Genomic DNA, 25,906 nt, shown 5'->3' with positions numbered 1-25,906 from the left:
ATCTCGCGTGACGCTATTTGACAGGCGGATGACGAACGGCTTCCACACCGTTAATCGCCGGCCCGAGGAATCGCGCCGCCAGCCTGGTGAACGCTTCCGGGTCGCCGGTGGCTTCGAACACCCGGGTAGCCGGCGGCGCATCGTGCGGGCGCAGCAGGTCGCTCTGGGTCAGCACCCGGAGAACTTCTTTGGCGGTCTCCTCGGCGCTCGAGACCAGCGTGACGTGGTCGCCCATGGCCAGTTGAATCAGTCCCGATAGCAGCGGGTAGTGCGTACAACCGAGCACCAGGGTGTCCACCCCGGCGCGCTGCAGCGGCTCCAGGTAACCCTCCGCCAGCCCCAGCACCTGACGGCCGCTCGTGACGCCACGCTCGACGAAATCCACGAACCGCGGGCAGGCCACCGCGGTGATCTCGGTGTCGCGCGCGGCGGCGAACGCGTCTTGGTAGGCGTGGGAGGTGATAGTCGCGCGAGTGCCGATCACCCCGATGCGACCGTTGCGGGTGGCCGCAACCGCGCGGCGTACGGCCGGCAGAATCACCTCGACCACGGGCACGTCGTAACGCTCCCGCGCGTCCCGCAGGCAGGCCGCGGACGCCGAGTTGCAGGCGATCACCACTACCTTGACACCTCGGTCGACCAAGTCGTCGCCGATGGCCAACGCGTGTGCGCGGATCTTCGGGATGGTCAGCGGACCGTAAGGGCCGTTGCCGGTGTCACCGACGTAGATGATGTCTTCATCGGGCAGTTGGTCGATGATGGCCCGCGCGACGGTCAGGCCGCCGACGCCGGAGTCGAAGATTCCGACGGGCGCCAACGGCGAGCTCATGTCTTGGGACGCAACTGCCGGTTGCCGGCCTTCTTCAGTGCGCGGGCTTTGCGCTCCGGTGCCGACAAGAGGTATGCCGCCACCACGCCGGCGAGCGCACCGCACAGATGGCCCTGCCATGACACCCCGCCGCACATGCCCAGCCGCGGCAAAGCGCCCAGCAGGACGCCACCGTAGAAGAACAAGACCACCAAACCGACGACGATGTCCCAGACCTTGCGGACGAAAATCCCGAACACCAGCAGAAAGGCCAGCCAGCCGAAGATCAGCCCGGACGCTCCGATGTGGTCGGTCGGACCGCAGCTGCTGCCCAGGTTTCCGATGAGCCAGGTGCCGAAGCCGCCCAGGATCCATACGATCACCGTCGCCCAAACGAACCGCGACAATCCGGCCAGCGTCATCAGGAATCCCAACACCAGTAACGGAACGGTGTTGGCCATCAGGTGTGCCCAGTTGGCATGCAGCAGCGGCGCGAAAGCGATGCCCCACAACCCGTCGGTTTTCAGCGGCCGGATGCCGTTGACGTCCAGCGAATGCCGCGACAGCTGGTCGATCAGTTCAACGAGGTAAAGGAGCGCGACAAAGGTGAGGATGGTTGTCGCGCCGACGAGCCAGCGCGGCCGCTTTTCCGGCTGCTTCGCGGGTGTGCGCGGATACCCGGTCATTGGCGCCGCTCCTCCTCATCGTTTCACTCCGCATTGTCGCCGGCGCGGTCATTGGCGCCGCTCCTCCTCATCGTTTCACTCCGCATTGTCGCCGGCGCGAGTCATGCCCACAGCTGCCCTTCCAGAGCGTTCTCGGCATCAGCAAGGCTACCGCCGTAAGCGCCGGTGGACAGATACTTCCACCCTGCGTCGGCCACCACGAAGGCGATGTCGGCGCGGTTACCGGACTGGACGACATTGGCACCAATTCCGAGTGCGGCGTGCAGCACCGCGCCCGTTGAGATACCCGCGAAGATGCCCTCGGCTGCCGCCAGTTCACGGGTACGGCGTACCGCGTCGTGCGCGCCGACCGAATATCGCGCGGTCAGCACCTCAGGGTCATACAGTTCGGGGACAAAGCCCTCGTCGATGTTGCGCAGCGCGTACACCCCCTCGCCGTAGCGGGGCTCGGCGGCCACGATCTGGATGCCGGGAACCCGCTCACGCAGGAACCGGCCGGTACCCATCAGCGTGCCGGCGGTGCCCAGGCCGGCGACGAAATGGGTGATCTCGGGCAGGTCGGCCAGCAACTCGGGACCGGTGCCGCAGTAGTGCGCGTCCGTGTTGGCCGGATTGCCGTACTGGTACAGCATCACCCACGACGGATTGGCAGCGGCAAGCTCCTTGGCGGCGGCCACCGCTGTGTTGGATCCACCCTCGGCCGGCGAAAAAATGACTTCCGCGCCATAGAGCTCCAGCAGCTGACGCCGTTCCATCGAGGTGTTCTCGGGCATCACGCATATCAGCCTGTAGCCCTTCAACCGGGCCGCCATCGCCAGCGAGATACCGGTGTTGCCGCTGGTGGGCTCGATGATGGTGGTGCCGGGCGACAACCGCCCGTCTTGTTCGGCCTGTTCGATCATCCGCAGCGCCGGCCGGTCTTTGATCGATCCGGTCGGATTGCGGTCTTCGAGCTTGGCCCACAGCCGCACGTGGGTTGTGTCGGCCTCGTCTGCCCAGCGCGGTGACAGCTGCCGCAGACCCACCAGTGGGGTGTTGCCCAGGGCTTGTAGCAGCGAGTCGTATCGCGTCATGCGCTCCGCTTACCCGCCCGCCACGGCGGGCAGGATGGTGACCGAGTCGCCGTCTGACAGCACTGTGTCCAGACCACCGGAGAACCGCACATCCTCGTCGTTGACGTAGACGTTCACAAAGCGGTGCAGCTTGCCGTTATCGATCAGCCGCTCAGAGATGCCCGAGTAGTTGGCCTCGAGGTCGTTGATGACCGCGCCGAGCGTGTCGCCGTTCGCGGAGACGCGCTTCTGGCCATCGGTGTGGGGGCGCAGGACGGTCGGGATGGACACGGTGACGCTCATGCAGGCCTTCCTAGCTCTCGCGGGGACGGTTTAGTACTGCTCGACGACATGGACGGGCTCTTCGGTGACGGCACCGGCGACGATGCGGTAGCTTCGCAGCTCGGGACGTTCGGCATCGCGGGTGGAAACCAGCACGTAGTGCGCCTCCGGTTCGGCGGCCAGGCTGACGTCCGTGCGGCTCGGGTAAGCCTCGGTCGCCGTATGCGAGTGATAGATGACGATCGGCACTTCGTTGGCGGTTTCCATGGATCGCCACACCTGGAGTTGCTCGCCGGAATCGAAACGGTAGAACGTTGGCGAGCGCTCGGCATTGGTCATCGGGATATGGCGCTGGGGACGGTCGGAACCCTCCGGCCCCGCCAGCACGCCACAGGCTTCGTCAGGGTGATCACGTCGCGCGTGGGCGAGCATCGCATCGACCAGGTCGGCACGAATCACCAGCACCTCAGCCGTTCCCTTCCGCACATGTTCCGAACGCTCCGGGCAACATGCCGCGGTAGCTCGGTATTCCGGCCACCGACGTGGCGGCGATGACACCAGTCAATACCGCTCGTGCCAGGCAATCGCCGGCGGCCGCCCCCACCGCGCTGACCAACCCCGTCTCCGGCGATAGCGCGGCGGGTAAGCCGGGGTCCGGCGGCACCTCGACCGCACCGGTGGCCAGCGCGAAGACGGTATCGCCGTCCAGCGGCGTGTGGGCCGGCCGGATCGAGCGGGCCAGCCCGTCGTGAGCGGCGATCGCAACGCGCCGGCACGCCGCCGGACTCAGCGTCGCGTCCGTCGCGACCACCGCGATGGTGGTGTTCATGGGGCTCGGCTCCATCGGCAGCTGCGCCAACGCCTCGACCTGCTCGGCGGGCGGTTTGGTCAGCGCGAACTCGTCGATCAGCTCCGCCATCCACGGCAGGCCGGTAGTCGGATCGACGACGTTGCCCACCGAGTTCACCACGACCACCGCGCCGACGGTCACGCCGGACGGCAGCGTGGTGGACGCTGTGCCGACACCGCCCTTGAGGAGGCCGGCGCGCGCGCCGACGCCGGCGCCTGCGGTCCCGACGGCAACATCGGTCGTAGCGGCTTCGCAGGCCAGGTAACCGAATTCGGCCTTGGGCCGGCACTCCCAGCCGCCAACCGGCAGATCGAAAATCACCGCGGCCGGAACGATGGGCACCACACCCGGGCCCAGCAACACACCACGCTGATGCTCCTCGAGCCAGCGCATGACACCGTCGGCGGCGGCCAGGCCATAGGCGCTGCCGCCGGCGAGCAGCACCGCGTCTACGAAGCGGACACTGTTGACCGGATCCAGCAGGTCGGTCTCGCGGGTTCCCGGCGCACCTCCGCGGCAATCGACCGCACCGACCGTTCCGGGTGGCGGCAGCACAACGGTGACACCGCAAGCCCAGCCGGCGCCGAGGGACGCGCCGGGGTCAAGCCGCTGGTAGTGGCCGACGCGGATGCCGCCGACGTCGGTAATGGCGCTCATCCGGCTGCCGTCGCGATCATCCGGCGGGTTTACCCGTCAGCACCAGGACGAGGTACTCCTGCAGAACCGTCAGCCATTGGTAGACGTCATAGTGCGCCGCCATGGGATGGTCAGCCGGCAGCCGCTCAGGCCCCCGCGGGCCGACGTTGAGCAGCACTCCAAGAGTCAGCCGCAAGTCGTTGACGGCAGCAACCCAGGCGTTGGCATCGGACTCGGTCAGCTCGAACCGACCGCCGTTTTCCGGGACCGTCTGCAGCAACTGCTGTGCCGCACCGCGTTTGGCGTCGATGATGGCCGGCTCATGCAAACTGCGAAGGGCGGCGTTGAGCGTCTCGGAGGCGTCGAGGGTCATCGGGTCGCCGGGATCCAGCTTGTAGAAATCCGGCAGTAGCCGACGCAGCGTCGGGTCACCCGGACGGTCGGAATGGCCGGTCTTTATGCCGGTAATCTCTTCGAGTTCGTCTGTCGGAGTGGTCGATTCGCGTTCATCGAACAGACCGACCATCGCGCCGACCAGATTCTTGAGCAGCGCTGCCTCATGGGGCGCCAAGGCGGACCGAAAACGGGGGCCGTTGCGGGTTTCGACGCGCTTCCATTTGCGCACGCTGGATCCGGATACCCTCGAAGCTCACCGGTCCTGCTGCATCGTCGCCCACAATCCGGCGGCGTGCAGTTTGGACACATCGACCTCCATGGCTTCCCGGCTGCCGGCCGAGACCACTGCCTTTCCCTCGTTGTGTACCTCCAGCATCAGCGTGGTGGCATGCGGCTCGCTGTAGCCGAACAACTTTTGGAACACATACGTCACGTAGCTCATCAAGTTGACCGGGTCGTCCCAGACGATAGTCACCCACGGACTGGCCGTCACATCGACCGGCGCGGACTCGCGTTGCCCGGTCGATCCGGGCTTGGCGGGCGCTGATGCGACGACCATAGCCATAGGATAGCGAGCCACTGCCGTGGATACCGAGACCCCGACGCCAACCGATACGGTTGCGGGGTGAATGACTCGGTCCCCGCTGGGCTCCTGACCGACAAGTACGAGCTGACCATGCTGGCGGCCGCGCTGCGCGACGGCACAGCCAATCGCCGGACCACCTGGGAAGTGTTCGCCCGCCGGCTTCCCGCGGGCCGGCGGTACGGGGTGGTGGCCGGAACCGGCCGGCTGCTGGAGCTCTTGACGCAGTTCAGGTTCGACGACGACGCCTGCGAGTTGCTGGCCCACTTCCTCGACTCCGAGACCCTGTGCTACGTGCGGGATTTTCGTTTCTCCGGCGATATCGACGGCTATCCGGAAGGCGAACTGTACTTCCCCGGTTCCCCGGTGCTCTCGGTGCACGGCAGTTTCGCCGAATGCGTGCTGCTGGAAACGCTGGTGCTGTCGATCTTCAACCACGACACGGCGATCGCGTCCGCGGCGGCACGGATGGTCAGCGCCGCCGACGGCCGCCCGCTGGTCGAAATGGGCTCCCGGCGGACGCATGAGCGCGCCGCGGTTGCCGCGGCTCGGGCAGCCTATGTCGCGGGCTTCGCGGGCTCGTCCAATCTGGAAGCTCAGCGACGATACGGGATACCCACCGAAGGCACCGCTGCGCACGCATTCACCATGCTGTATGCCCACCGGGACGGGCCTGACGAGGTAGCCGCATTCCGCGCCCAGGTCGAGGCGCTTGGGGCGGACACGACGCTGCTCGTCGACACCTATGACGTGACCACCGGGATCGCCAACGCTGTCGCTGCCGCCGGTACCGGGCTCGGCGCGGTCCGCATCGACTCAGGCGAGTTGGGCGTGCTGGCCCGCCAAGCCCGGGAGCAGCTCGACCAACTCGGCGCCAACCAGACCCGCATCATGGTGTCCGGCGATCTCGACGAGTTCGCCATCGCGGCGCTGCGCGCGGAGCCGGTCGACAGTTACGGCGTCGGGACGTCGCTGGTCACCGGCTCGGGTGCACCGACCGCGAACATGGTCTACAAACTGGTCGAGGTCGATGGCATTCCCGTGCAGAAACGCAGCAGCCACAAGGAATCCCGCGGTGGCCGCAAAGAAGCGCTGCGGCTGTCGAAGCCTACGGGAACCATCACCGAGGAAATCGTGCATCCGGCGGGGCGCCCGCCGCCCACCACCGAGCCGCACCGAGTGTTGACCACCCCGCTGGTTCGCGCCGGGGACGTGGTAGCCGATACGGGTAGCGCCGCGCTGGCGGCGGCCCGCAAGCTGGTGGCGTTCGGGCTGGGGAGCCTGCCGTGGGAGGGACTGAAATTGGCGGCCGGCGAGCCGGCTATTCCGACCCTGACGACCACGCCCTGAGATTCGATTAGACAAGGGAGTAACCACGCCTGAGGTGTCTGTTCCCGAGTTGCTGGCCATCGCCGTGGCAGCCCTGGGCGGCAGCGAACGCCGCGGCCAGCTGGAGATGGCCAACGCCGTGGCGCAGGCTTTCGCGACCGGCCAGCACCTCGTCGTCCAGGCCGGCACCGGCACCGGTAAGTCCCTGGCATACCTGATTCCGGCGATTGTCCGTGCGGTCGGCGACGAGCCGATCGTGGTGTCTACCGCAACGATCGCCCTGCAGCGGCAACTCGTCGATCGCGACCTACCCCGGCTCGCCGATGCGCTCGCCGCTTCCCTGCTCCGCCGGCCGCAGTTCGCCTTGCTCAAAGGGCGGGGAAACTACCTGTGCCTCAACAAGATTCACAACGGCAGCGCGGCCACCGACCCCACCGGCGAGCCGCAGGAGGAGCTCTTTAACCCCATGACCGTGACCGCGCTGGGCCGCGACGTGCAACGGCTCACCGAATGGGCGGCCACAACCGGCACCGGAGACCGCGACGACCTCAAACCCGGTGTGGCCGATCGGTCATGGTCGCAGGTCAGCGTCTCCGCGCGGGAATGCATCGGCGTGGCCCGGTGCCCGTATGGCTCCGAGTGCTTCTCCGAACGGGCACGCGCCCGGGCGGGTGCGGCCGATATCGTCGTCACCAATCATGCGTTGCTGGCCGTGGACGCCGTTGCCGAATCCTCGGTGCTGCCCGAACACCGGCTCCTAGTGGTCGACGAGGCGCACGAGCTGGCCGACCGGGTAACCTCGGTGGCCACCGCGGAGCTGACGTCGGCAACCCTCGGTGTGGCCGCGCGGCGGATCGCCCGGTTGGTCGCCCCGGAAGTGCTCGAGCGGTTGGAAGCGGCGTCGGCGACCTTCACCTCGGCGATCCACGACGCGTCACCCGGTCGCATCGATTACCTCGACGACGAGTTGGCGACATACCTGACGACGCTACGCGACGCGGCCGGCGCGGCCCGTTCGGCGATCGACAGCACCAGCGACGCGAAGGCGGCGTCGGCCCGCGCCGAAGCCGCGGCGGCCCTGACCGAGATCTCCGATACCGCCTCGCGAATACTGACGTCCTTCACGCCGGCGATCCCCGAGCGCACCGACGTAGTCTGGCTCGACCATGAGGAGAACCGCGGTTCGCCACGCGCCGTGCTGCGGGTGGCTCCGCTGTCCGTCGCCAACCTGCTGGCCACTGCCGTGTTCGCCCGTTCGACCACGGTGCTGACCTCGGCGACGCTGGCAATCGGCGGGACCTTCGACGCGATGGCGGCGGCCTGGGGCCTGACTTCCGACAGATCCTCGGACAAGCCCTCGGACCAGCCATGGCGCGGGTTGGACGTGGGATCGCCGTTCCAGCATGCCAAGTCGGGAATCCTCTATGTGGCGGCCCATCTTCCGCCGCCCGGTCGTGACGGGACCGGGTCGGCCGAGCAGCTGACCGAAATCGCCGAACTCGTCACCGCGGCGGGCGGGCGGACCCTTGGCCTGTTCTCCTCGATGCGCGCGGCACGCGCCGCCGCGGAAGCCATGCGCGAACGGCTTTCCACACCGGTGTTGTGCCAGGGCGACGACAGCACCTCCGCACTGGTCGAGCAGTTCACCGCCGACGCCGCCACCTCGCTGTTCGGCACCCTGTCGTTGTGGCAGGGTGTCGACGTACCCGGACCGTCGCTGTCGTTGGTCCTGATCGACCGCATCCCGTTTCCCCGCCCGGACGACCCACTGCTGAGCGCCCGGCAGCGCGCGGTGGCGGCTCGCGGCGGCAACGGCTTCATGACCGTCGCCGCCAACCATGCGGCGCTGCTGCTGGCACAGGGCGCCGGCCGGCTGTTGCGCCGGGTCAGCGACCGTGGGGTGGTAGCCGTCCTGGACTCGCGGATGGTGACCGCCCGCTACGGGAGTTACCTGCGAGCTTCGTTGCCGCCGTTCTGGCAGACGACCGACGCCGCCCAGGTTCGCGACGCGCTGACGCGCCTACGCACCGTCCAGGACGACCGTTCGGCGTGACAAATCACGGACTTACCACCGATGTGGCCTAAACATACCGACGGTGTGCGAGCTTGCTCGAGAAGGTGCCCCATATGGCCGGACTGCCGCAGTCACCTGGTACAAACCACGCGAAACCCACTCCAACTCCACATGACACAGCTCTAAGATCAACCGCGGGCACAGCCGCCTCCTTTCAGTCATCGAGTCTGGCGATGGCCCGACGGCCGTTCAGCAAACCAGGTCGGCAGCTGCAGCACTGAATGGAGGGGCGTCATGGCGTCCAAGGGTGTGGCTAAGTCCGGAACTCAACCGAGCCGCACCGCCCCAGGCGTGGAGGACACAAGCACCCAGACCGCCACCCCGCTGGACGCCGATACGATCCGGATAGGCAGACCACGCCATCGGCGCCGGTCCGTCGCCCCGCTCACCCGGCGCCGCAAGCCCTCGTCAATGGCGGTGCTGTTGGTGGCGGCTTTCGGCGCCTTCCTCGCGTTTCTCGACTCCACGATCGTCAACGTCGCCTTTCCGGCTATGCAGCGGTACTTCCACAGCCAAGACATCAGCAGCCTGTCCTGGGTGCTCAATGCCTACAACATTGTTCTAGCCGCATTCCTGGTGACCGGCGGCAGGCTCGCCGACCTGCTCGGCCGCAGGCGGATGTTTATCTACGGCGTGGTGTTGTTCACGGCCGCATCCGTGTTGTGCGCGGCCGCCGGCACCGTCGAGCAATTGGTTACCTTCCGTGTGTTGCAAGGCGTGGGCGCAGCGATATTGATACCGGCATCGCTTGCGCTCGTCGTCGAGGGCTTCGAGGCCGCACGCCGCGCACACGGGATAGGCCTGTGGGGTGCGGCGGCGGCACTCGCATCGGGCCTCGGCCCACCCATCGGCGGTGCCATCGTGGAGATCTCGAGCTGGCGGTGGGTGTTTCTGGTGAACCTGCCGCTCGGCATTGTGGCGGTGGTGGTGGCGCGGCGGGGGCTCGTCGAAAGCCGAGCTCCAGGGCGCCGGCATATACCTGATTTGCGGGGGGCGGCGCTGCTCGCCATCTCGCTCGGGTTCGTCACCCTTGGATTGGTCAAAGGCACGGACTGGGGTTGGCTCAGCGCGGCGAGCGTCGGGTCGATGCTGGCCGGGGCGGTCGCGATGGTCGGATTTGTGCTGAGCTCGCGCCGCCACCCCGCCCCGCTGATCGACCCAGCGTTCTTGCGCGTCCGGTCCTTTGTGGCCGGCAACGTACTGACCGCCATCGCGAGCGCCGGGTTCTACGGCTACCTGCTCACGCATGTGCTGTACCTGAACTATGTATGGGGCTACACGTTGCTGCAGGCGGGTATGGCGATCGCCCCGGCTGCGCTCGTTGCGGCAGTCGTCGCGGCGGTACTTGGCCGCGTCGCCGACCGGCACGGTTACCGCGTGATTGTCGTCGTCGGCTCACTGATCTGGGCTGCCAGCCTGCTCTGGTACACCGAGCGCGTCGGGTCCACCCCGGATTTCCTCGGTGAGTGGCTGCCCGGCCAGATGATGCAGGGCATCGGAGTCGGCGCAACATTGCCGGTGCTCGGCAGTGCCGCTCTTGCTGGGCTGGGCACGAGCGGCAGCTACGCCACCGCCTCGGCAGTGGTCAGCAGTGTCCGCCAACTCGGCTCCGTGATCGGCGTCGCGCTGCTCGTGGTGGTGATCGGCACGCCGGCGCGGGGCGCGCTCGAAGCGGCGCTGCGGCGCGGATGGGTACTAGCCGCGATCTGCTTTGTGCTGGTCGCGATGGGAGGGCTGGTTCTGGGCCGCGCCCGCCACGCCGCGACCGACGCGGATGAGCCTGCGCCTGGACCGGAAATCGACCCGCTGACGCTGAGACCGGCGGCCCAGCCGGCATCCGCATCCGACCAGCCGCAGGCGACCGCCGCCCGCGAGCCCGATCTGCTCGCATCGCTGCCGCTGTTTGCCGGGCTGGATGCGGCCGCCTTGGCGGAACTGCGGGACCGTGCCCAACTGGTCGAGCTCGAGGCGGGCGCGTACCTGTTTCATGCGGGTGACACCTCCGACTGCCTGTATGTGGTACGTAACGGCCGGCTACAGGTCGTCAACAAGGACGTCGTAGTCACCGAGCTGGGCCGCGGGGAGGTCGTCGGTGAGCTTGGCTTGCTCATCCAGGCGCCCCGTTCCGCATCAATTAGAGCCGTGCGCGACTCGACGCTGGTGCGAATTACCAAGGCCGACTTCGACAAGATCGCCGACGCGAGCATGTTCGAGGCCTTGGTCCGGGTCTTGGCCACCCGGCTGCATCAGACACCACCACCGGCGGTCCCGCGGCTGCCGACCCCGGAGGCGGTCGTCGCCGTTGTCGGGGTCGATGCTGACGCGCCCGCGTCGATGGTGGCAACTGAACTGGTCACTGGGCTGTCGAGGAGGCTACGGGCGGTCAACCCCGGCCGTGTCGACCGCGACGGACTAGAAAATGCCGAGCTTGCCGCGGACAAGGTGGTGCTCGCGGCGGCGTTCGACGACGTTGACTGGCGAGACTTCTGCTTGCGGGTCGCCGACCGCATCGTGCTGGTCACAGGCAATCCCACGCCACCGCAACCACTTCCGGCGCGCGCGGCGGGCGCCGACCTCGTGTTCGCCGGACCGCGCGCCCAGCGCGCACACCGCCGCGCATGGGAGGAATTGATCACGCCGCGATCGGTGCATTCAGTCCGCCCCGGACACGCGGCCGCTGACCTGCGCCCGCTCGCCGCGCGCATCGCGGGCTGCTCGGTCGGGCTGGTCCTTGGCGGTGGGGGCGCACGGGCATTCGCTCACCTTGGTGTGCTGGCGGAGTTGGAGGCCGCCGGGCTGACGGTCGACCGGTTCGCCGGGACCAGTATGGGTTCGATGATCGCGGCACTCGGAGCAACGGGTATGGACACAGTCGCGATAGACGCCTACGTCTACGAGTACTTCCTTCGCAACAATCTGATTTCCGATTACACCGTGCCGAGCAAGGGACTCATCCGTGGACGGCGCACCGTGGCCGCTCTTCAGAGCGGCTTTGGAGAGCTGCTGGTGGAGGAACTGCCGAAGCAATTCCGCTGCGTCAGTGTCGACCTGCTGGCCCGGCGTGCCGTGGTGCATCGGCGCGGCCGGTTGGCCGACGTCATCGGATGTTCTATGCGCCTGCCCGGCTTGTACGCGCCGCAGGTCTACGACGGTACGCTGCACGTCGACGGTGCTGTGCTGGACAACCTGCCCGTGGCCACGTTGGCGGGCCCAGAGGGCCCGGTGATCGCGGTCCAGATCGGCACCGGTGGTGGGCCACATTCCGCCGCAGATACTCCCCGGGTGCCGAGTATCGTCGACACACTTATCCGCACCATGACGATCGGCAGCGGGATGGCGTCGACGGCGGAGCTGGCACGGGCCGACCTCGCGATCCGACCCGACGTGAGCAAGGTCGGATTCCTGGAGTTCCACCAAATCGACCAGGCCCGCGAGGCAGGCCGGATTGCAACCCGCGAACTTCTGCCCCAGATCATGGCGTTGGCGCACGGCCGAGCGCGGCAATGATCCGCGCTGGCCGCAGCGGCGTTCCCGAAATCGAACTCACGCTGCAAACGGTGGCCGAGGCCATCGGACTCCCTGGCCGCCAACGATATTCACGGCACCCCGAACACGGGATGCGCACGAATAATACGATCGAACGGGAGAATCCGCATGGCTGACGTCGCAGTGGTTACCAACAGCAATACCGGCCTGCCCCGCACGCTCATCGAGGGTCTCGACATCACGGTGGTGTCGATGTACTACGAGCTGGGCGCCGGTCGGCTGCGCGAATCAGAGTTCGACGGTGATGTCGACAGGTTCTACACCGAGCTCGAGGCATCGAAGTACGTTGCCACCACGTCGCCGGCAACCGTGGACGATTACATCGCGGTGTTCGAGCGGCTGCTGCAGACGCACGACACCGTCGTTTCGGTCCTGCTCACCTCCGCATATTCCCCGACCTGCTCAAATGCTCGGCAGGCCGCGGCGCAGCTGGAATCTGAGGGCCGCGGCGGTGAGCGCGTGGTGGTGATCGACTCGGCCGGCACCGGCGGGCGTATGGGAGTTCAAGCACTGGCTGCCGCACGTGCCGCAGCCGCGGGCCAAGACCGCTCACGCGTGATCGAGCGGGTACGCCGGGCGCGCCAAGAGGTCCGGGTGTGGGTCCTCGTCGAAACTCTCGAGTATCTAAGGCGCGGCGGCAAGATCGGCCTTGCCGCGGCGTGGCTCGGCTCGTCACTCGACCTCAAGTCGATCATCACGATCGAATCGGAAACCAAGGCTGTCGAGCGTGTGCGCACGCGCAAGCGCGGTACCGAGCGGCTGGTCGAATTGATGCGACAGCGCCGTCCAGCAGGCGCCGATCGATGGTTCGTACAACACACGAACGCGCATGAGGATGCGCAGCAGCTAGCAGACCGTCTCGCCGGGTTGTTCGGTACCGAGCCGCTGTTCGTCTCCGAGCACGGACCGGTGGTCGCGATCAACTTCGGTCCGCAATCGTTGTGGGTCGGCGGTCTTCCCGGCGCAGCGCTGGACGGCGGGCGTGGCTGACGTCACGGTCACCCCCGACAGCGGCCCCGGTGACCGGGACCCATCTCCGTCGTGGGGTGCTGCTGGCCCGCAGCCTCGTCGGCACGGCGCAGCGGTAACTGACCGATGAATACGGTCACGAGTGTCGAATGCACCAAGTGTGGGGCCGCCAACCGGCCTCAGGCCAAGTTTTGCGGCGCCTGTGGCGCGTCGCTTGCCGTCGAGGTCCCCTGCCCAGAGTGTGGCGCGCCCAACCCGGGCTCGCGCAGCTTCTGTGACGAATGCGGCAGCAAGCTAGGCGTGGGGTCCGTGTCGGCGCAACCCACCAGCGCCCCGGCCCCACCAACCCTGTCGGACGGGCGCTACGTACTCGGTCGCCTGCTCGGCGAAGGCGCCGGCAAACGGGTGTACCTCGCCACCGACACCCGCCTGCAACGCGAGGTAGCCGCCGCCCTGTTCAAGGCCGATGGCACGGACGAGACCGCCATGCGCCGCGCGCGCCGGGAAGCCGAGGCGATGGCCAAGCTTGGCGAGCACCCAAACGTCGTCAACGTATATGACTTCGGCGAAGGGGCGGGGCAGCTATACCTGATCAGCCAATACATGGCCGGCGGTGACCTGCAAGACCTGCTCTCAGAGGCGGCTGATCACCGGATCGCCATCGAGCAGGTGGTTCGTATCGGGGCGGACATCGCCAGCGGGCTCGCACACGCGCACAGCCAAGGGGTGGTGCACCGTGACGTCAAGCCCCACAACGTGTGGCTGGCGCCCGACGGTACCGCCAAGCTCGGCGATTTCGGGCTTGCGGTAGCCGAGGGCAGCTCGCGGCTGACCCGCGAGGGGACGATTATCGGAACGGTCGCCTATATGTCGCCTGAGCAGGGCCTCGGTCGCGGCTCCGACGCGCGTTCGGACATCTACTCGCTGGGCGCCATGATGTACGAATTGCTGTGTGGCATACCGCCGTTCGTAGGCGAGTCGTCCGCCGCGGTCGTCTCCCAGCATGTTTCGACGGCGCCAATCGCCCCGAGCGGACATCGCACCGGTGTTCCAGCTGCCCTTGACCAGTTGCTGCTGAAGATGCTGGCGAAGCCGCCGGAAGCCCGTCCCCAGGAAGCAGCCGAGGTTCGCGACACACTCAACCTGATCGCCGCGACGGTCGCTGGTGCTGATAGCGCGCCTCGTGACGTAGCTGCGCTCGACCGAATCACCGACAGCGCGTTCGTCGGGCGAGAGCGGGAGACCCAACAACTGCGCGCCGCGATCGATGACGCGATCAGCCGCCGCGGGCGCTCGGTCCTGGTAGGTGGCGAGTCCGGAATCGGTAAGACGCGCCTTGTGTCGGAGGTCGCAGCCTACGCCGCGCTACGCGGCGCACAGGTTTTGTGGGGCCGCTGCTATGCAGGCGCCGGCGCTCCCGCCTATTGGCCGTGGGTGCAGGTGATCCGCGACTACGCACACGAGCGCGACGCGAAGACAATGGCTTCTGAATTGGGCTCAGGCGCGTTCGAGATCGCCCAGATCGTTTCTGAGGTGCGCGAGCAGCTGCCCGAGATACCCGAATCACCCCCGCTCGACGCCGAGCAGGCGCGGTTTCGGCTGTTCGATTCGATCTCGAGATTCCTGATCGGCGCGTCTGACCGCCAGCCGCTGGCGATATTCCTCGAAGACCTGCATCAAGCCGACCGCCCCTCGCTCATGCTGCTGCAGTTCATCGCGCGCGAGCTGGCCCGCTCACGTGTGTTTCTGCTGGGCACCTACCGCGACGACGAGCTCGCCGACGACCACTACTTGAACGTTGTGCTCACCGCGCTAAGCAAGGAGCGGGGCTACGCGCACATCAGGCTGCGGGGATTGTCCGACCACAACATCAAAGCGATGCTGGAAGCGGTGCTGCAGCAACCGCTGAAGCGGCGAGGCGAGCTCAAGCTCGCAGAAACCGTCTGCCGAGAATCGGAGGGCAACCCTTACTTCGCCGAGGAGATCGCTCGCCACCTGATCGACTCCCAAGTGCTCGTCTGGCGCAAAGATCGGTGGGTTGTCGACTTCCGTGAAGGCCAGGAACTCGGCATCCCCCGAGGTGTCCGAGAGGTCGTATCCCATCGTTTCGAGGCGCTGCCGGCCGAGACGCTCAAGCTGCTGTCGACCGCCGCCGTGATCGGCCGTGAGTTCGATCTGCAGATCCTGACGCGGATCAGCGGGCTCGAGGCAAACGCCGTGCTGGCACAGCTGCAGCCGGCGCTCGACGAAACGATCGTGCGGCCGTGCATCGGCGAGCCCGGCGGGTATGTCTTCGCCCACGGCGCGACTCGCGACGCACTGTATGACGACCTCCCCGCGCTGCACCGCTGCCAACTGCACATCGCCGTCGGCGAAGCCCTCGAACAGGTCTATGAAGAGCGGATCGAGTCGCATCTGTCGCAGATCGCATACCACTTCGCCAAGGCAGCTCCGCGGGGCGACATCGCGAAGGCGGCCGACTACGCGTGGTGGGCGGCCGAACGGGCGGTAGCGACGTATGCCTACGAAGACGCGGTTAGCCTCTACGAGACGTCGTTGCGGCTGTTCGACTCGCTCTCGGAGGTGGAGCCGCGGCGCCGGTGCGATCTGCTGTTAGCGCTCGGGGATGCCAACTGGCGGGCCGGCGAGGCCGAGCATGCCCGCGCGACGTTCGGCGAGGCGGCGGAGACGGCACGTGATCTGGCGATGAATGAACACTACGCTCGTGCCGCACTGGGATACGGAGGTAGTGCAGCCCGCATCTCGATCACCGATCAGGCTGATGAACGGTTGGTGGCGATGTTGACTGAGGCACTCGACATGCTGCCGGCGCGGGACACCGCGCTGCGAGTGAGAGTCCTCGCTCGGCTGGCCCTCGAGCTTCGCTGCAAGCAGGCTATGGACGAAGCCGGCCGGGCGAGCGCGCAGGCCCTCGATATGGCCGAGCGAGTCGGCGACCCGAAGGTCCTGCTGCTGGCCATGCACAGCCGCCAGTGGTCGACATTGGGCCCCCACGGCATCGCCGAGGCGGTCGCGTCGGGCAAGGAATTGGTGCGGCTCGCCCGCATCGTCGGTGACCGCGATATGGAATTCGAGGGTCACCACCTGCGGCTGATCGCGCATGCGCAGCTCGGCGACTTTCACTCGGTCGATGAGGAAATCGCGGTCTGCGACCGGCTGGCGGACGAACTGCAGCAGCCGCAGTACTTGTGGCAGGCGGCGGTGTTCCGCACGATGCGAGCGCTGATGCAGGGTCGCTACCAGGAGGCTGGAGGTCTCGCGCTGGAGACCCTGTCGATCGGCCAGCATGCCCAGCCCGAGGCGGCGGCAGTCGTGTTTGGCGCGCAGTCGTTTCTGACCCGGTTGGCGGACGGCAGCCTGGAGCAGCTGACCGACGTCGGCCGTGAGGCCGCCGCTCGCTACGGCCAAGCGTGGCCGGCGGCGTACGTGTGGCTGCTCACCGAGACAGGCCAGCTCGATGAGGCCCGGGCCAGGTTCGCGGAGCTTGCGGCTGACGGATTCCGGGCGCTGCTGCGCACCAGCGACTGGTTGACATCGATCTGCATGCTCTCGGTTGCCTCGGTCGCGATCGGCGACCGCGAAGCCGCAACCGGGCTGTACGGGCTGCTGGCGCCGTACGGGGACCTCTGCTCGCTATTCCTCGCCGGAGCCGGCTGCCTCGGCTCCAACCAGGCGTTTCTCGGTTTCGCGGCCGCCGCAGCCGGCCACGATCGAAACGCCATACGCCACTTCGACCTCGCACTCTCGCGTAACGCCGAGATCGGCTCCACCTATGTGACCCCTCGGGTCTGTTACGAGTACGCTCGCACGCTGCTCAGCCAACCTGAACGCGCAGCTCACGAGAAAGCGATGGGCCTGATCGACCAGGGACTTACGCTCGCGCAGCGGATCGGCCAGCGCGTCGACGTCGAGCGGCTCACGCAGCTACGCCAGGAGCACCCAGGGCAGCCGAAGCAGACGCCAAAATTCGGGTGGACAGCGCTCGACGACGTTGCCCAGTCCGTCGAGCAGAACCGGCCCGACCTTCGCGCAGTAGCAGCGCCGGACGGAACCGTCACGATCATGTTCTCCGACATCGAGAACTCCACAGTGCTCACCGAGCAGCTCGGCGACGAGCAATGGCTAAAGCTGTTGCACCGCCACAACGCGGTCATCCGTCGTCACCTGACAGCGCACCGTGGCTTCGAGGTCAAATCGCAAGGCGACGGATTCATGGTCGCATTCGCCAGCGCCAGCAGCGGCATCCGCTGTGCGATCGCGATCCAGCGCGACTTCGCGGCCCTTCGCGAACGTCCCGGCAGCCAGGTGCCATGCGTACGGATCGGACTGCACGCAGGTGAGGTGATCCGCGAACAAGAGGATTTCTTCGGGCACAATGTGATCCTCGCGGCGCGGATCGCGGCGAAAGCGAACGGCAACGAGATCCTGGTGTCAGCGGTCATGCCCGCGCTGGTCGCCGGAATTCAGGAGTTTCAGTTCGGCGAAGCGCGTGAAGAGCAACTCAAGGGGCTGCAGGACCCGCAGCGAATCCATGAGGTGTACTGGCATTAGCCGCTCCCGACATTACCGCCTACGCATGGGTAACCAGCCCAAGCTCGTTGCTGGCAGCGAGCATCGGATGGTGGGGTAGCACCCGCACCGTGTACCCGACTGCCCCCGCCAGCGGCAGCGGCGTTGTCGTCGAGAAGATCTCGTGACCTGCGTCGGCGCTACCGATGTGTGACATCTCGACGCTGATCGGATCCAGTAGTACATCGCCGGCGTCGACTCTGCCCAGCACCGCTTGCACCGTCACCTCATCGGGCTGCAGTCCGGCCAGTTGCACGATCGCGGTCAAGGTCAACTTCGACCCCAATAACGGAGTATCGGGCAGCCCGGTGCTGTCGACGTCAGTGATCTTGATCTTTGGCCAGGCTTCTTCGACGCGCCGTCGGTAGGCGGCCAGCTCACGGGCCGCACTGAACTCGATACCGCCGCCCGCAGCACCTAGCGTCCTGCGCCGAGATTGCGCCGCCGGCACGTAGTAGTGCTCGACGTAGTCTCGAACCATCCGGGAAGCCAGCACTTTCGGCCCCAGCGTCTGCAAGGTGTGCCGGACCATCTCGATCCAGCGCGGCGGCACGCCCCGTTCATCACGCTCGTAAAACTTCGGCGCCACCGCCTGCTCCAACAGGTTGTAGAGCCCACTGGACTCCAGGTCGTCGCGTCGATCCGGATCTGCCACCCCGTCGGCAGACGGTATCTCCCAACCGTTTTCGCCGTCACACCATTCGTCCCACCAGCCGTCGCGGATGGACACGTTCAGCCCACCGTTGAGCGCACTCTTCATCCCTGACGTGCCGCACGCCTCCAACGGCCGCAACGGGTTGTTCAGCCACACGTCGCAGCCCCAGTACAACAACCGAGCCATCGACATGTCGTAATTGGGCAGGAAGGCGATTCGGTGACGCACCTGCGGCCGGTCGGCGAACCGCACCACCTGCTGGATCAGCGCCTTTCCCCCGTCGTCGGCCGGGTGCGACTTTCCGGCAACGATCAGCTGTATCGGCCGGTCCGGGTCGAGCAGCAGCTTTTCGAGTCGCTCCGGATCACGCAGCATCAGGGTAAGCCGCTTGTAGGTTGGAACCCGGCGGGCGAAGCCGACGGTTAGCACATCAGGATCGAAGGCCGTTGCAATCCAGCCCAATTCGGCATCTGATGCACCACGCTCCAGCCACGACTGACGCAACCGCGCCCGCACGTCCTCCACCAGCAATGAGCGCAGCTGAGACCGGATCCACCACAGGTGGCCGGCATCCACCTGCTGCAACCGCAGCCAGACGGCTGGCTCGGCGAACGAGTCCGAACCGGCCAGTTCGCGGCCCAGTTGCAGCCATTGCGGCGCGGCCCAGCTGCGGGCGTGCACCCCGTTGGTGATCGAGCCGATCGGCACTTCGTCGTGGTCGAATCCGGGCCACAGCTCATTGAACATGGCTCGGCTGACTCTGCCGTGCAGCAGCGAGACACCGTTGGCCCGTTGCGCCAGCCGCAGACCCATGTGGGCCATGTTGAACTTGGTGGGATCGTCCTCGGAGCCCAGCGCGAGGATGCGATCGGTCGGCACGCCCGGCAGCAGCGTGGGCTCGTCCTCGCCGAAGTAACGCTGCACCATATCCACCGGGAACCGGTCGATACCAGCGGGCACCGGCGTGTGCGTGGTGAACACCGTGCTGGACCGCACCACCGTCAGCGCGGTGTCGAAGTCCAGTCCCGCGTCGGTGACGAGTTCCCGGATGCGTTCTGCCCCGAGGAATCCGGCGTGTCCCTCGTTCATATGGAAGACTTCGGGGGCCGGCAATCCCTGGATGGCGGTGAACGCGCGAATCGCCCTTATCCCGCCGATACCGGCCAAGATCTCCTGCTTGATCCGGTGTTCTTGATCACCCCCGTAGAGGCGGTCGGTCACGCTGCGCAGCTCGTGCTCGTTTTCCGGAATATCGGAATCCAGCAGCAGCAGCGGCACCCGGCCCACCTGTGCCACCCAGATGCGCGCCCGCAGCTGCTCGGAATCCGGCAGCGCCAGCTCGACCAGCACCGGATCACCGTTGGCGCCGGCGAGCAGGCGCAACGGCAGCCCGTGCGGGTCCAGCGAGGGATAGGTCTCCTGCTGCCAGCCGTCGGCGGTCAGCGACTGCCGAAAATATCCGGAGCGGTAGTACAGACCGACCGCGATCAGCGGCAACCCCAGATCGGACGCCGCCTTGAGATGGTCGCCGGCCAGAATCCCAAGGCCGCCGGAATAATTGGGCAGCACCTCGGCGATGCCGAACTCCATCGAGAAGTACGCGATGCTGGTGGGCAGGCTCGGCCCGGATGCGCCGGGGACACCCGCCTGCTCGTGCTGCTGATACCACAGTGGGCGGCTCAGGTAGTCGGCCAGATCGGCCGCCTGCTCGTCGAGCCGGCGCAGGAATTCTTCGTCGAGCGCCAACTCGTCCAGGCGTGCCGGTTTGACCGCACCCAGCACCGCCACCGGGTCGTTGCCGCAGCTTGCCCACAGTGCCGGGTCGATGCTCGCGAACAGGTCCTGGGTGGCCTTTTCCCAGGACCACCGCAGGTTGGTCGACAGCTGGTCCAGCGCGGCAAGACGGTCGGGCAGATGAGCACGGACGGTAAACCGGCGGAGGGCTTTCACGCGTCTTTACCTTACTGAGGATTCCGTTCCGAGCGGGCTACTCGGCGACAGGTCGGGCCCCGCCGGTGTGGTCGGACACTAGGGTGGGTATGGGGCGCTAAGGCGAGCAGACAACGACACACGAAGGACACCCCGGCGACACCGCTGTTGCTCGTCCCCGGGGTGACGAGCCCAAGGAACGGCCCGCAGGGGCCCAGGGGGGCGAGGTCGGGTTCCCCGCCTGCATGGGCGAGCCGCGAACAGAACGGAGTGATTGGTGCCCGGTCGTGTCGAGATCGATAACGTCCAGCCCGTCGTCTCATGTGGCAAATACCCCGCCAAGGCCGTGGTCGGCGAGGTGGTGCCGGTCAGCGCCTCGGTATGGCGCGAGGGCCACGAAGCAGTGGCCGCGACCCTGGTCGTGCGCTACCTCGGCCCGCGTTATCCGCTGGTCAGTGACATACGCAGGGTCTCGGCGGTGCGGGCGCTGGAATCCGAGGTGACGGCCAGGCCGGCCGAGCAACAGCGCGTCAAACCGCTGTTGTTCCCGATGACGATGGGCGAGGAGCCCTATGTCTTCCACGGCCAGTTCACCCCCGACCGCGCCGGACTATGGACCTTCCGGGTCGACGGTTGGGGTGACCCGGTACACACCTGGCGTCATGGCCTGGTCGCCAAACTCGACGCCGGCCAAGGCGAAAAAGAATTGTCCAACGATTTGCTGATCGGCGCCGCGCTACTCGAGCGCGCCGCCACGGGGGTGCCGCGCGCGCAACGCTGGCCCCTGATGGAGGCCGCCGCGGCGTTGCGGAATCCCGGTGACCCGGTGACCCGCTCCGCGCTGGCCCTGTCCCCGGAAATCGAGGACCTGCTCAAGGCTTATCCGCTGCGGGATCTGGTTACCCGCGGCGAACAGTTCGGGATCTGGGTCGACCGCCCGGTGGCCCGCTTCGGGGCGTGGTACGAGATGTTCCCGCGTTCGACCGGAGGTTGGGACGACGACGGCAAACCGGTACACGGCACCTTTGCCACCGCGGCGGCCGAATTGCCGCGCATCGCGCGGATGGGGTTCGACGTGGTGTACCTGCCGCCGATCCATCCGATCGGCAAGGTGCACCGCAAGGGCCGCAACAACAACCCCACCGCCGCGCCCGGCGACGTGGGATCTCCGTGGGCGATCGGCGGCGACGAGGGCGGCCACGACGCCATCCACCCGAGCCTGGGTACCATCGACGATTTCGACGACTTCGTTGCCGCGGCGCGCGACCTGGGCATGGAGGTGGCCCTGGACCTCGCCCTGCAATGCGCGCCCGACCATCCGTGGGCCCGTGAACACCGCAACTGGTTCACCGAGTTGCCGGACGGCAGCATTGCTTATGCGGAGAACCCGCCGAAGAAGTATCAGGACATCTATCCACTCAACTTCGACAATGACCCCGCGGGACTCTACGACGAAGTACTGCGCGTGGTGCGACATTGGATCGACCACGGCGTCAAGTTCTTTCGGGTCGACAACCCGCACACCAAGCCGCCCGACTTCTGGTTTTGGCTGATCGGTCAGGTCAAGACCATCCACCCCGACGTGTTGTTCTTGTCCGAGGCATTCACTCCGCCGGCCCGCCAGTACGGGCTTGCCAAACTGGGCTTCACGCAGTCCTACAGTTACTTCACTTGGCGCACGTCCAAGTGGGAGCTCACCGAATTCGGTAACGAGATAGCCGAATTCGCCGACTTCCGCCGGCCCAACCTCTTTGTCAACACCCCGGATATCCTGCACGCCGTCCTGCAACACAATGGCCCGGGCATGTTCGCCATCCGCGCGGTGCTGGCGGCCACCATGGGTCCAGCCTGGGGGGTGTACTCCGGTTTCGAGCTTTTCGAGCACCGGGCGGTGCGGGAAGGCAGTGAGGAATACCTGCACTCGGAAAAATACGAGCTGCGTCCCCGTGACTTCGCGGGCGCCCTCGCCGAAGGCAGGTCATTGGAGCCGTTCATCACGCAGCTCAACGCAATTCGGCGACTGCATCCCGCACTGCAGCAGCTACGCACCATTCATTTCCATCACGTCGACAACGAGGCGTTGCTGGCCTACAGCAAGTTCGACCCGGCGACCGGCGACTGCGTCCTGGTCGTGGTCACGCTCAACGCCCTCGGGCCCGAGGAAGCAACGCTGTGGCTGGACATGGCGGCGCTGGGTATGGAGCCCTACGAGCGGTTTTGGGTCCGCGACGAGATAACCGGCCAGGAATTCAATTGGGGGCAAGCAAATTATGTTCGCATCGACCCGGCGCAAGCAGTCGCCCACGTCATCAACATGCCACTCATTCCGGAGGAATCCCGAGTCACACTGCTGTGCAGGAGGTGAGCGACTTGAGCAGATCCAAGAGCCGAACCGATCAACTGCCCGGGACGCACTTGGCGCCTGACCCCGCCGAGCTGGCGCGCCTGGTGGCCGGCGCCCACCACAACCCGCACAGCATCCTGGGCGCCCACGAATACGGCGACCACACGGTGATCCGGGCATTTCGTCCACACGCGGTCAGCGTCGTCGCGCTCGTCGGTGACGACCAGTTGCCGATGCAGCATATCGACGCCGGGCTGTTCGCGGTGGCCCTGCCCTTCGTCAACTTGATCGATTACCGGTTGCAGGTCAGCTACGAGGGTGCTGACCCCTATACGGTCGCCGACGCTTACCGCTTTCTGCCCACCCTGGGTGAAGTCGACCTGCACCTGTTCGCCGAAGGCCGCCATGAGCGACTCTGGGAAGTCCTTGGCGCTCATCCCCGCTCGTTCACCACGGCCGACGGTGTCGTCGAGGGCGTGTCGTTCGCGGTGTGGGCGCCCAACGCCAAGGGCGTCAGCCTGATCGGTGATTTCAACGGCTGGACCGGAAACGACGCACCCATGCGGGTGCTGGGCTCCTCGGGAGTGTGGGAATTGTTCTGGCCCGGTTTCCCGAACGACGGCCTCTACAAATTCCGGGTGCACGGCGCCGACGGCGTGGTGACCGATCGAGCCGACCCGTTCGCGTTCGGCGCCGAGGTGCCGCCCCAGACGGCATCGCGGGTGACGGTGAGCGACTACACCTGGGGCGACGCCGACTGGATGGCCCGGCGTGTCCAGCGCAATCCGGTGTTCGAGCCGATGAGCACCTACGAAGTCCACCTCGGCTCCTGGCGTCCCGGACTGAGCTACCGCCAGCTTGCCCGGGAGCTGACCGATTACGTGGTGGCACACGGGTTTACCCATGTGGAGCTACTGCCCGTGGCCGAACATCCCTTCGCCGGATCATGGGGATACCAGGTCACGTCGTATTACGCGCCGACATCGCGCTTCGGCACGCCCGACGATTTCCGGGCGTTGGTCGACGCCCTTCACCAAGCGGGCATCGGCGTCATCGTGGACTGGGTGCCGGCCCATTTCCCCAAGGACGCATGGGCGCTCGGACGGTTCGACGGCACTCCGCTCTACGAGCATTCGGATCCCAAACGTGGTGAGCAACTGGACTGGGGCACTTACGTTTTCGACTTCGGCCGGCCCGAGGTACGAAACTTCCTGGTGGCCAACGCGTTGTTTTGGCTCCAGGAATTCCACGTCGACGGCCTGCGGGTGGACGCGGTGGCATCGATGCTCTACCTGGACTACTCGCGACCCGAGGGCGGCTGGACCCCCAATATCTACGGCGGGCGGGAGAACCTGGAGGCGGTGCAGTTCTTGCAGGAGATGAACGCCACCGCGCACCGGGTGGCACCCGGCATCGTCACCATCGCCGAGGAGTCGACGTCGTGGCCCGGGGTAACGAGGCCGACGAGCCTTGGCGGCCTTGGCTTTTCGATGAAATGGAACATGGGCTGGATGCACGACACGCTCGACTACATCAGTCGAGACCCGGTCTATCGCAGCTTTCATCACCATGAGATGACCTTCTCGATGCTGTATGCGTTCAGTGAGAATTACGTGCTGCCCCTCAGCCACGACGAGGTGGTGCACGGCAAAGGGACGCTGTGGGGGCGGATGCCGGGTAGCAATCACATGAAGGCCGCCGGGCTTCGCAGCCTGCTCGCCTACCAGTGGGCACACCCGGGCAAACAACTGCTGTTCATGGGCCAGGAATTCGGCCAGCGTTCCGAGTGGTCCGAGCAACACGGTCTTGACTGGTTCCAGCTCGACGAACAAGGCTTTTCGAACGGTATTTTGCGCCTGGTGCGCGACATCAACGAGATCTACCGCAACCACCCGGCACTGTGGAGCCAAGACACCGTTCCGGCCGGCTATTCCTGGATCGACGCCAACGATTCGGCCAACAACGTGTTGAGCTTCCTGCGCTACGGCAACGACGGCTCGGTGATGGCGTGCGTGTTCAATTTCGCCGGCACCGAGCACAGCGGCTACCGACTGGGTCTGCCTTCGGCCGGCCGGTGGCGCGAAGTCCTCAACACCGACGCGACCTCCTACAACGGGTCCGGGATCGGCAACCTCGGGGGCGTCGACGCCACCGACGACCCGTGGCATGGCCGCCCCGCATCAGCGGTGCTGGTGCTGCCGCCCACGTCGGCGTTGTGGCTGGAGCCGGCTTAGCGGGAGCAGTCTCAGTACAGGGCGTTGGCGAGATTGCGCCGGCCCGCGATGACCTCGGGATCGGCGGGGTCGAAGAGTTCGAAGAGCTCGATCAGCCTAGTGCGCACCCGGGTGCGCTCATCCCCCGATGTACGGCGCACCAATGCGACCAGACGTTCGAACGCCCCGCTGACATCCTGATTGAGGATTTGCACGTCGGCGGCCGCGAACGCGGCCTCGATGTCGTCCGGTGCGGCGTCGGCGACCAGGACGGCATCCGGCCGCTGTACGGTTGCGCGAGTGAGGAAGTCGATCTGCCGGATCGCCGCCTTCGCTTCGACATTGCCCGGCTCGGTATCCAGAATCGATTGGTACGACTTCTTTGCGGCGTCGAAGTCGCCGGCCTCGAGTTCCGCACGTGCCTGCGCCACCGCCGGATCGACTTCCGCGAACTCTCCCGAATCCGTTGGGCCCCTGAGCTTTCCCGCAGTCGCCGACAGCAGCGAGTCCAGCCAGCGTCGTAGCTCACCGGCAGGCTGGGGGCCCTGGAAGCTCGAGATCGGCTGCGCCGCAGCCAAAGCCACCACGGTCGGGACCGCCTGGACGCCGAATATCTGAGCCACTCTGGGTGCAACGTCGACGTTGACCGTCGCCAGCTGCCAGGTGCCCTGATCGGTCGCGGCCAGGCCGGACAACGTATCGAGCAGGTCGACGCACACGTCGCTGCGCGGCGACCACAGCAACACCACCACGGGCACCTCGTCGGAGCGGGCGATCACCTCGTCTTCGAAGTTCGTCTCACTGATCTCGACCACACCCGGCTGAGCAGACGGTGCCCGCCCGGCGGCCCCGCCTGTTGCGGCGCTTTGTTGAGCTCGTTGCTTGAGACCGGAAAGGTCGACCGCACCGGCCATGGCAGGCCCGATCGAAGGTCGGGGACGTGTCACGTCATCAAGTCTGTCAC

General features: G+C 66.6%; 17 protein-coding genes and 1 pseudogene. 8 read left to right on the top strand and 10 right to left on the bottom strand.

Annotated features, from left to right (window positions below; all coding sequences use genetic code 11):
- Positions 1-13: 13 nt before the first annotated feature.
- The 8 genes from murI to clpS form a co-directional block, all read right to left on the bottom strand.
- Positions 14-829 (bottom strand): glutamate racemase, encoded by an 816-nt coding sequence (gene murI / locus CDN38_RS21495; protein ID WP_075510459.1) that lies wholly within the window; start codon positions 827-829, stop codon positions 14-16.
- Positions 826-1,494 (bottom strand): rhomboid family intramembrane serine protease, encoded by a 669-nt coding sequence (locus CDN38_RS21490; RefSeq protein ID WP_075510458.1) that lies wholly within the window; start codon positions 1,492-1,494, stop codon positions 826-828. Before CDN38_RS21490 ends, murI begins: the two co-directional genes overlap by 4 nt.
- Positions 1,495-1,595: 101 nt before the next feature.
- The gene (locus CDN38_RS21485) at positions 1,596-2,567 is read right to left on the bottom strand and encodes a cysteine synthase (protein WP_075510457.1); all 972 of its coding nucleotides are present in this window, start codon (positions 2,565-2,567) and stop codon (positions 1,596-1,598) included.
- A 9-nt stretch (positions 2,568-2,576) separates the two neighbouring features.
- Positions 2,577-2,849 carry a MoaD/ThiS family protein gene (locus tag CDN38_RS21480; protein ID WP_036419927.1) on the bottom strand — a complete coding sequence of 91 codons (273 nt, stop codon included), beginning with the start codon at positions 2,847-2,849 and terminating at the stop codon, positions 2,577-2,579.
- 30 nt (positions 2,850-2,879) lie between these two features.
- A complete protein-coding gene (locus tag CDN38_RS21475) occupies positions 2,880-3,314 on the bottom strand; it encodes a M67 family metallopeptidase (protein ID WP_267888257.1) in 435 nt (144 codons plus the stop codon).
- Positions 3,295-4,335: a P1 family peptidase gene (locus CDN38_RS21470; protein WP_075510455.1), complete on the bottom strand. Its 1,041-nt coding sequence runs from the start codon at positions 4,333-4,335 to the stop codon at positions 3,295-3,297. The genes CDN38_RS21475 and CDN38_RS21470 overlap by 20 nt, the downstream gene beginning before the upstream one ends.
- 16 nt (positions 4,336-4,351) lie before the next feature.
- Positions 4,352-4,939: an oxidative stress transcriptional regulator AosR gene (gene aosR, locus CDN38_RS21465; protein ID WP_075510454.1), complete on the bottom strand. Its 588-nt coding sequence runs from the start codon at positions 4,937-4,939 to the stop codon at positions 4,352-4,354.
- A gap of 24 nt (positions 4,940-4,963) precedes the next feature.
- Positions 4,964-5,269: an ATP-dependent Clp protease adapter ClpS gene (gene clpS / locus CDN38_RS21460; protein WP_075510453.1), complete on the bottom strand. Its 306-nt coding sequence runs from the start codon at positions 5,267-5,269 to the stop codon at positions 4,964-4,966.
- Between the two features lie 66 nt (positions 5,270-5,335).
- On the opposite strand from clpS, the gene CDN38_RS21455 reads away from it, so the two are divergent.
- From CDN38_RS21455 to CDN38_RS21435, 6 genes and pseudogenes are all read left to right on the top strand, one after another.
- Entirely contained in the window at positions 5,336-6,643 is a 1,308-nt protein-coding gene (locus CDN38_RS21455) for a nicotinate phosphoribosyltransferase (RefSeq protein ID WP_075510452.1), read from the top strand.
- A gap of 34 nt (positions 6,644-6,677) precedes the next feature.
- On the top strand, positions 6,678-8,675 hold the full coding sequence (locus CDN38_RS21450; protein ID WP_099319163.1) for an ATP-dependent DNA helicase: 1,998 nt from the start codon (positions 6,678-6,680) through the stop codon (positions 8,673-8,675).
- A gap of 255 nt (positions 8,676-8,930) precedes the next feature.
- On the top strand, positions 8,931-12,203 hold the full coding sequence (locus tag CDN38_RS21445; protein ID WP_099319162.1) for an MFS transporter: 3,273 nt from the start codon (positions 8,931-8,933) through the stop codon (positions 12,201-12,203).
- Positions 12,204-12,350: 147 nt separating this feature from the next.
- Entirely contained in the window at positions 12,351-13,232 is an 882-nt protein-coding gene (locus tag CDN38_RS21440; protein WP_075510450.1) for a DegV family protein, read from the top strand.
- A 105-nt stretch (positions 13,233-13,337) separates the two neighbouring features.
- Positions 13,338-13,487 (top strand): annotated as a pseudogene (locus tag CDN38_RS32485) (double zinc ribbon domain-containing protein); the annotation flags it as partial.
- A gap of 33 nt (positions 13,488-13,520) precedes the next feature.
- Positions 13,521-17,783 carry a protein kinase domain-containing protein gene (locus CDN38_RS21435; RefSeq protein WP_233026978.1) on the top strand — a complete coding sequence of 1,421 codons (4,263 nt, stop codon included), beginning with the start codon at positions 13,521-13,523 and terminating at the stop codon, positions 17,781-17,783.
- A 19-nt stretch (positions 17,784-17,802) separates the two neighbouring features.
- On the opposite strand, the gene CDN38_RS21430 is transcribed toward CDN38_RS21435, so the two are convergent.
- Positions 17,803-20,406, bottom strand: coding sequence for a glycosyltransferase family 1 protein (locus CDN38_RS21430; protein ID WP_075510448.1), 2,604 nt, complete (start codon positions 20,404-20,406; stop codon positions 17,803-17,805).
- Between the two features lie 256 nt (positions 20,407-20,662).
- On the opposite strand from CDN38_RS21430, the gene CDN38_RS21425 reads away from it, so the two are divergent.
- Both CDN38_RS21425 and glgB read left to right on the top strand, forming a co-directional pair.
- Positions 20,663-22,750 carry an alpha-1,4-glucan--maltose-1-phosphate maltosyltransferase gene (locus CDN38_RS21425; protein WP_075510447.1) on the top strand — a complete coding sequence of 696 codons (2,088 nt, stop codon included), beginning with the start codon at positions 20,663-20,665 and terminating at the stop codon, positions 22,748-22,750.
- Positions 22,751-22,755: 5 nt separating this feature from the next.
- Complete coding sequence (gene glgB / locus CDN38_RS21420) at positions 22,756-24,963, top strand: 1,4-alpha-glucan branching protein GlgB (protein WP_075510473.1); 2,208 nt, start codon at positions 22,756-22,758, stop codon at positions 24,961-24,963.
- Between the two features lie 11 nt (positions 24,964-24,974).
- Here the strand turns inward: glgB and CDN38_RS21415 are convergent, their stop codons facing one another.
- On the bottom strand, positions 24,975-25,889 hold the full coding sequence (locus CDN38_RS21415) for a thioredoxin family protein (RefSeq protein ID WP_082277094.1): 915 nt from the start codon (positions 25,887-25,889) through the stop codon (positions 24,975-24,977).
- Between the last annotated feature and the right edge of the window lie 17 nt (positions 25,890-25,906).

It is taken from the genome of Mycobacterium ostraviense, from assembly GCF_002705925.1.
GTDB lineage: Bacteria > Actinomycetota > Actinomycetes > Mycobacteriales > Mycobacteriaceae > Mycobacterium > Mycobacterium ostraviense.
Note: the sequence above shows the minus strand (reverse complement) of the source record. Positions and strands in the feature narration are given on the sequence as shown.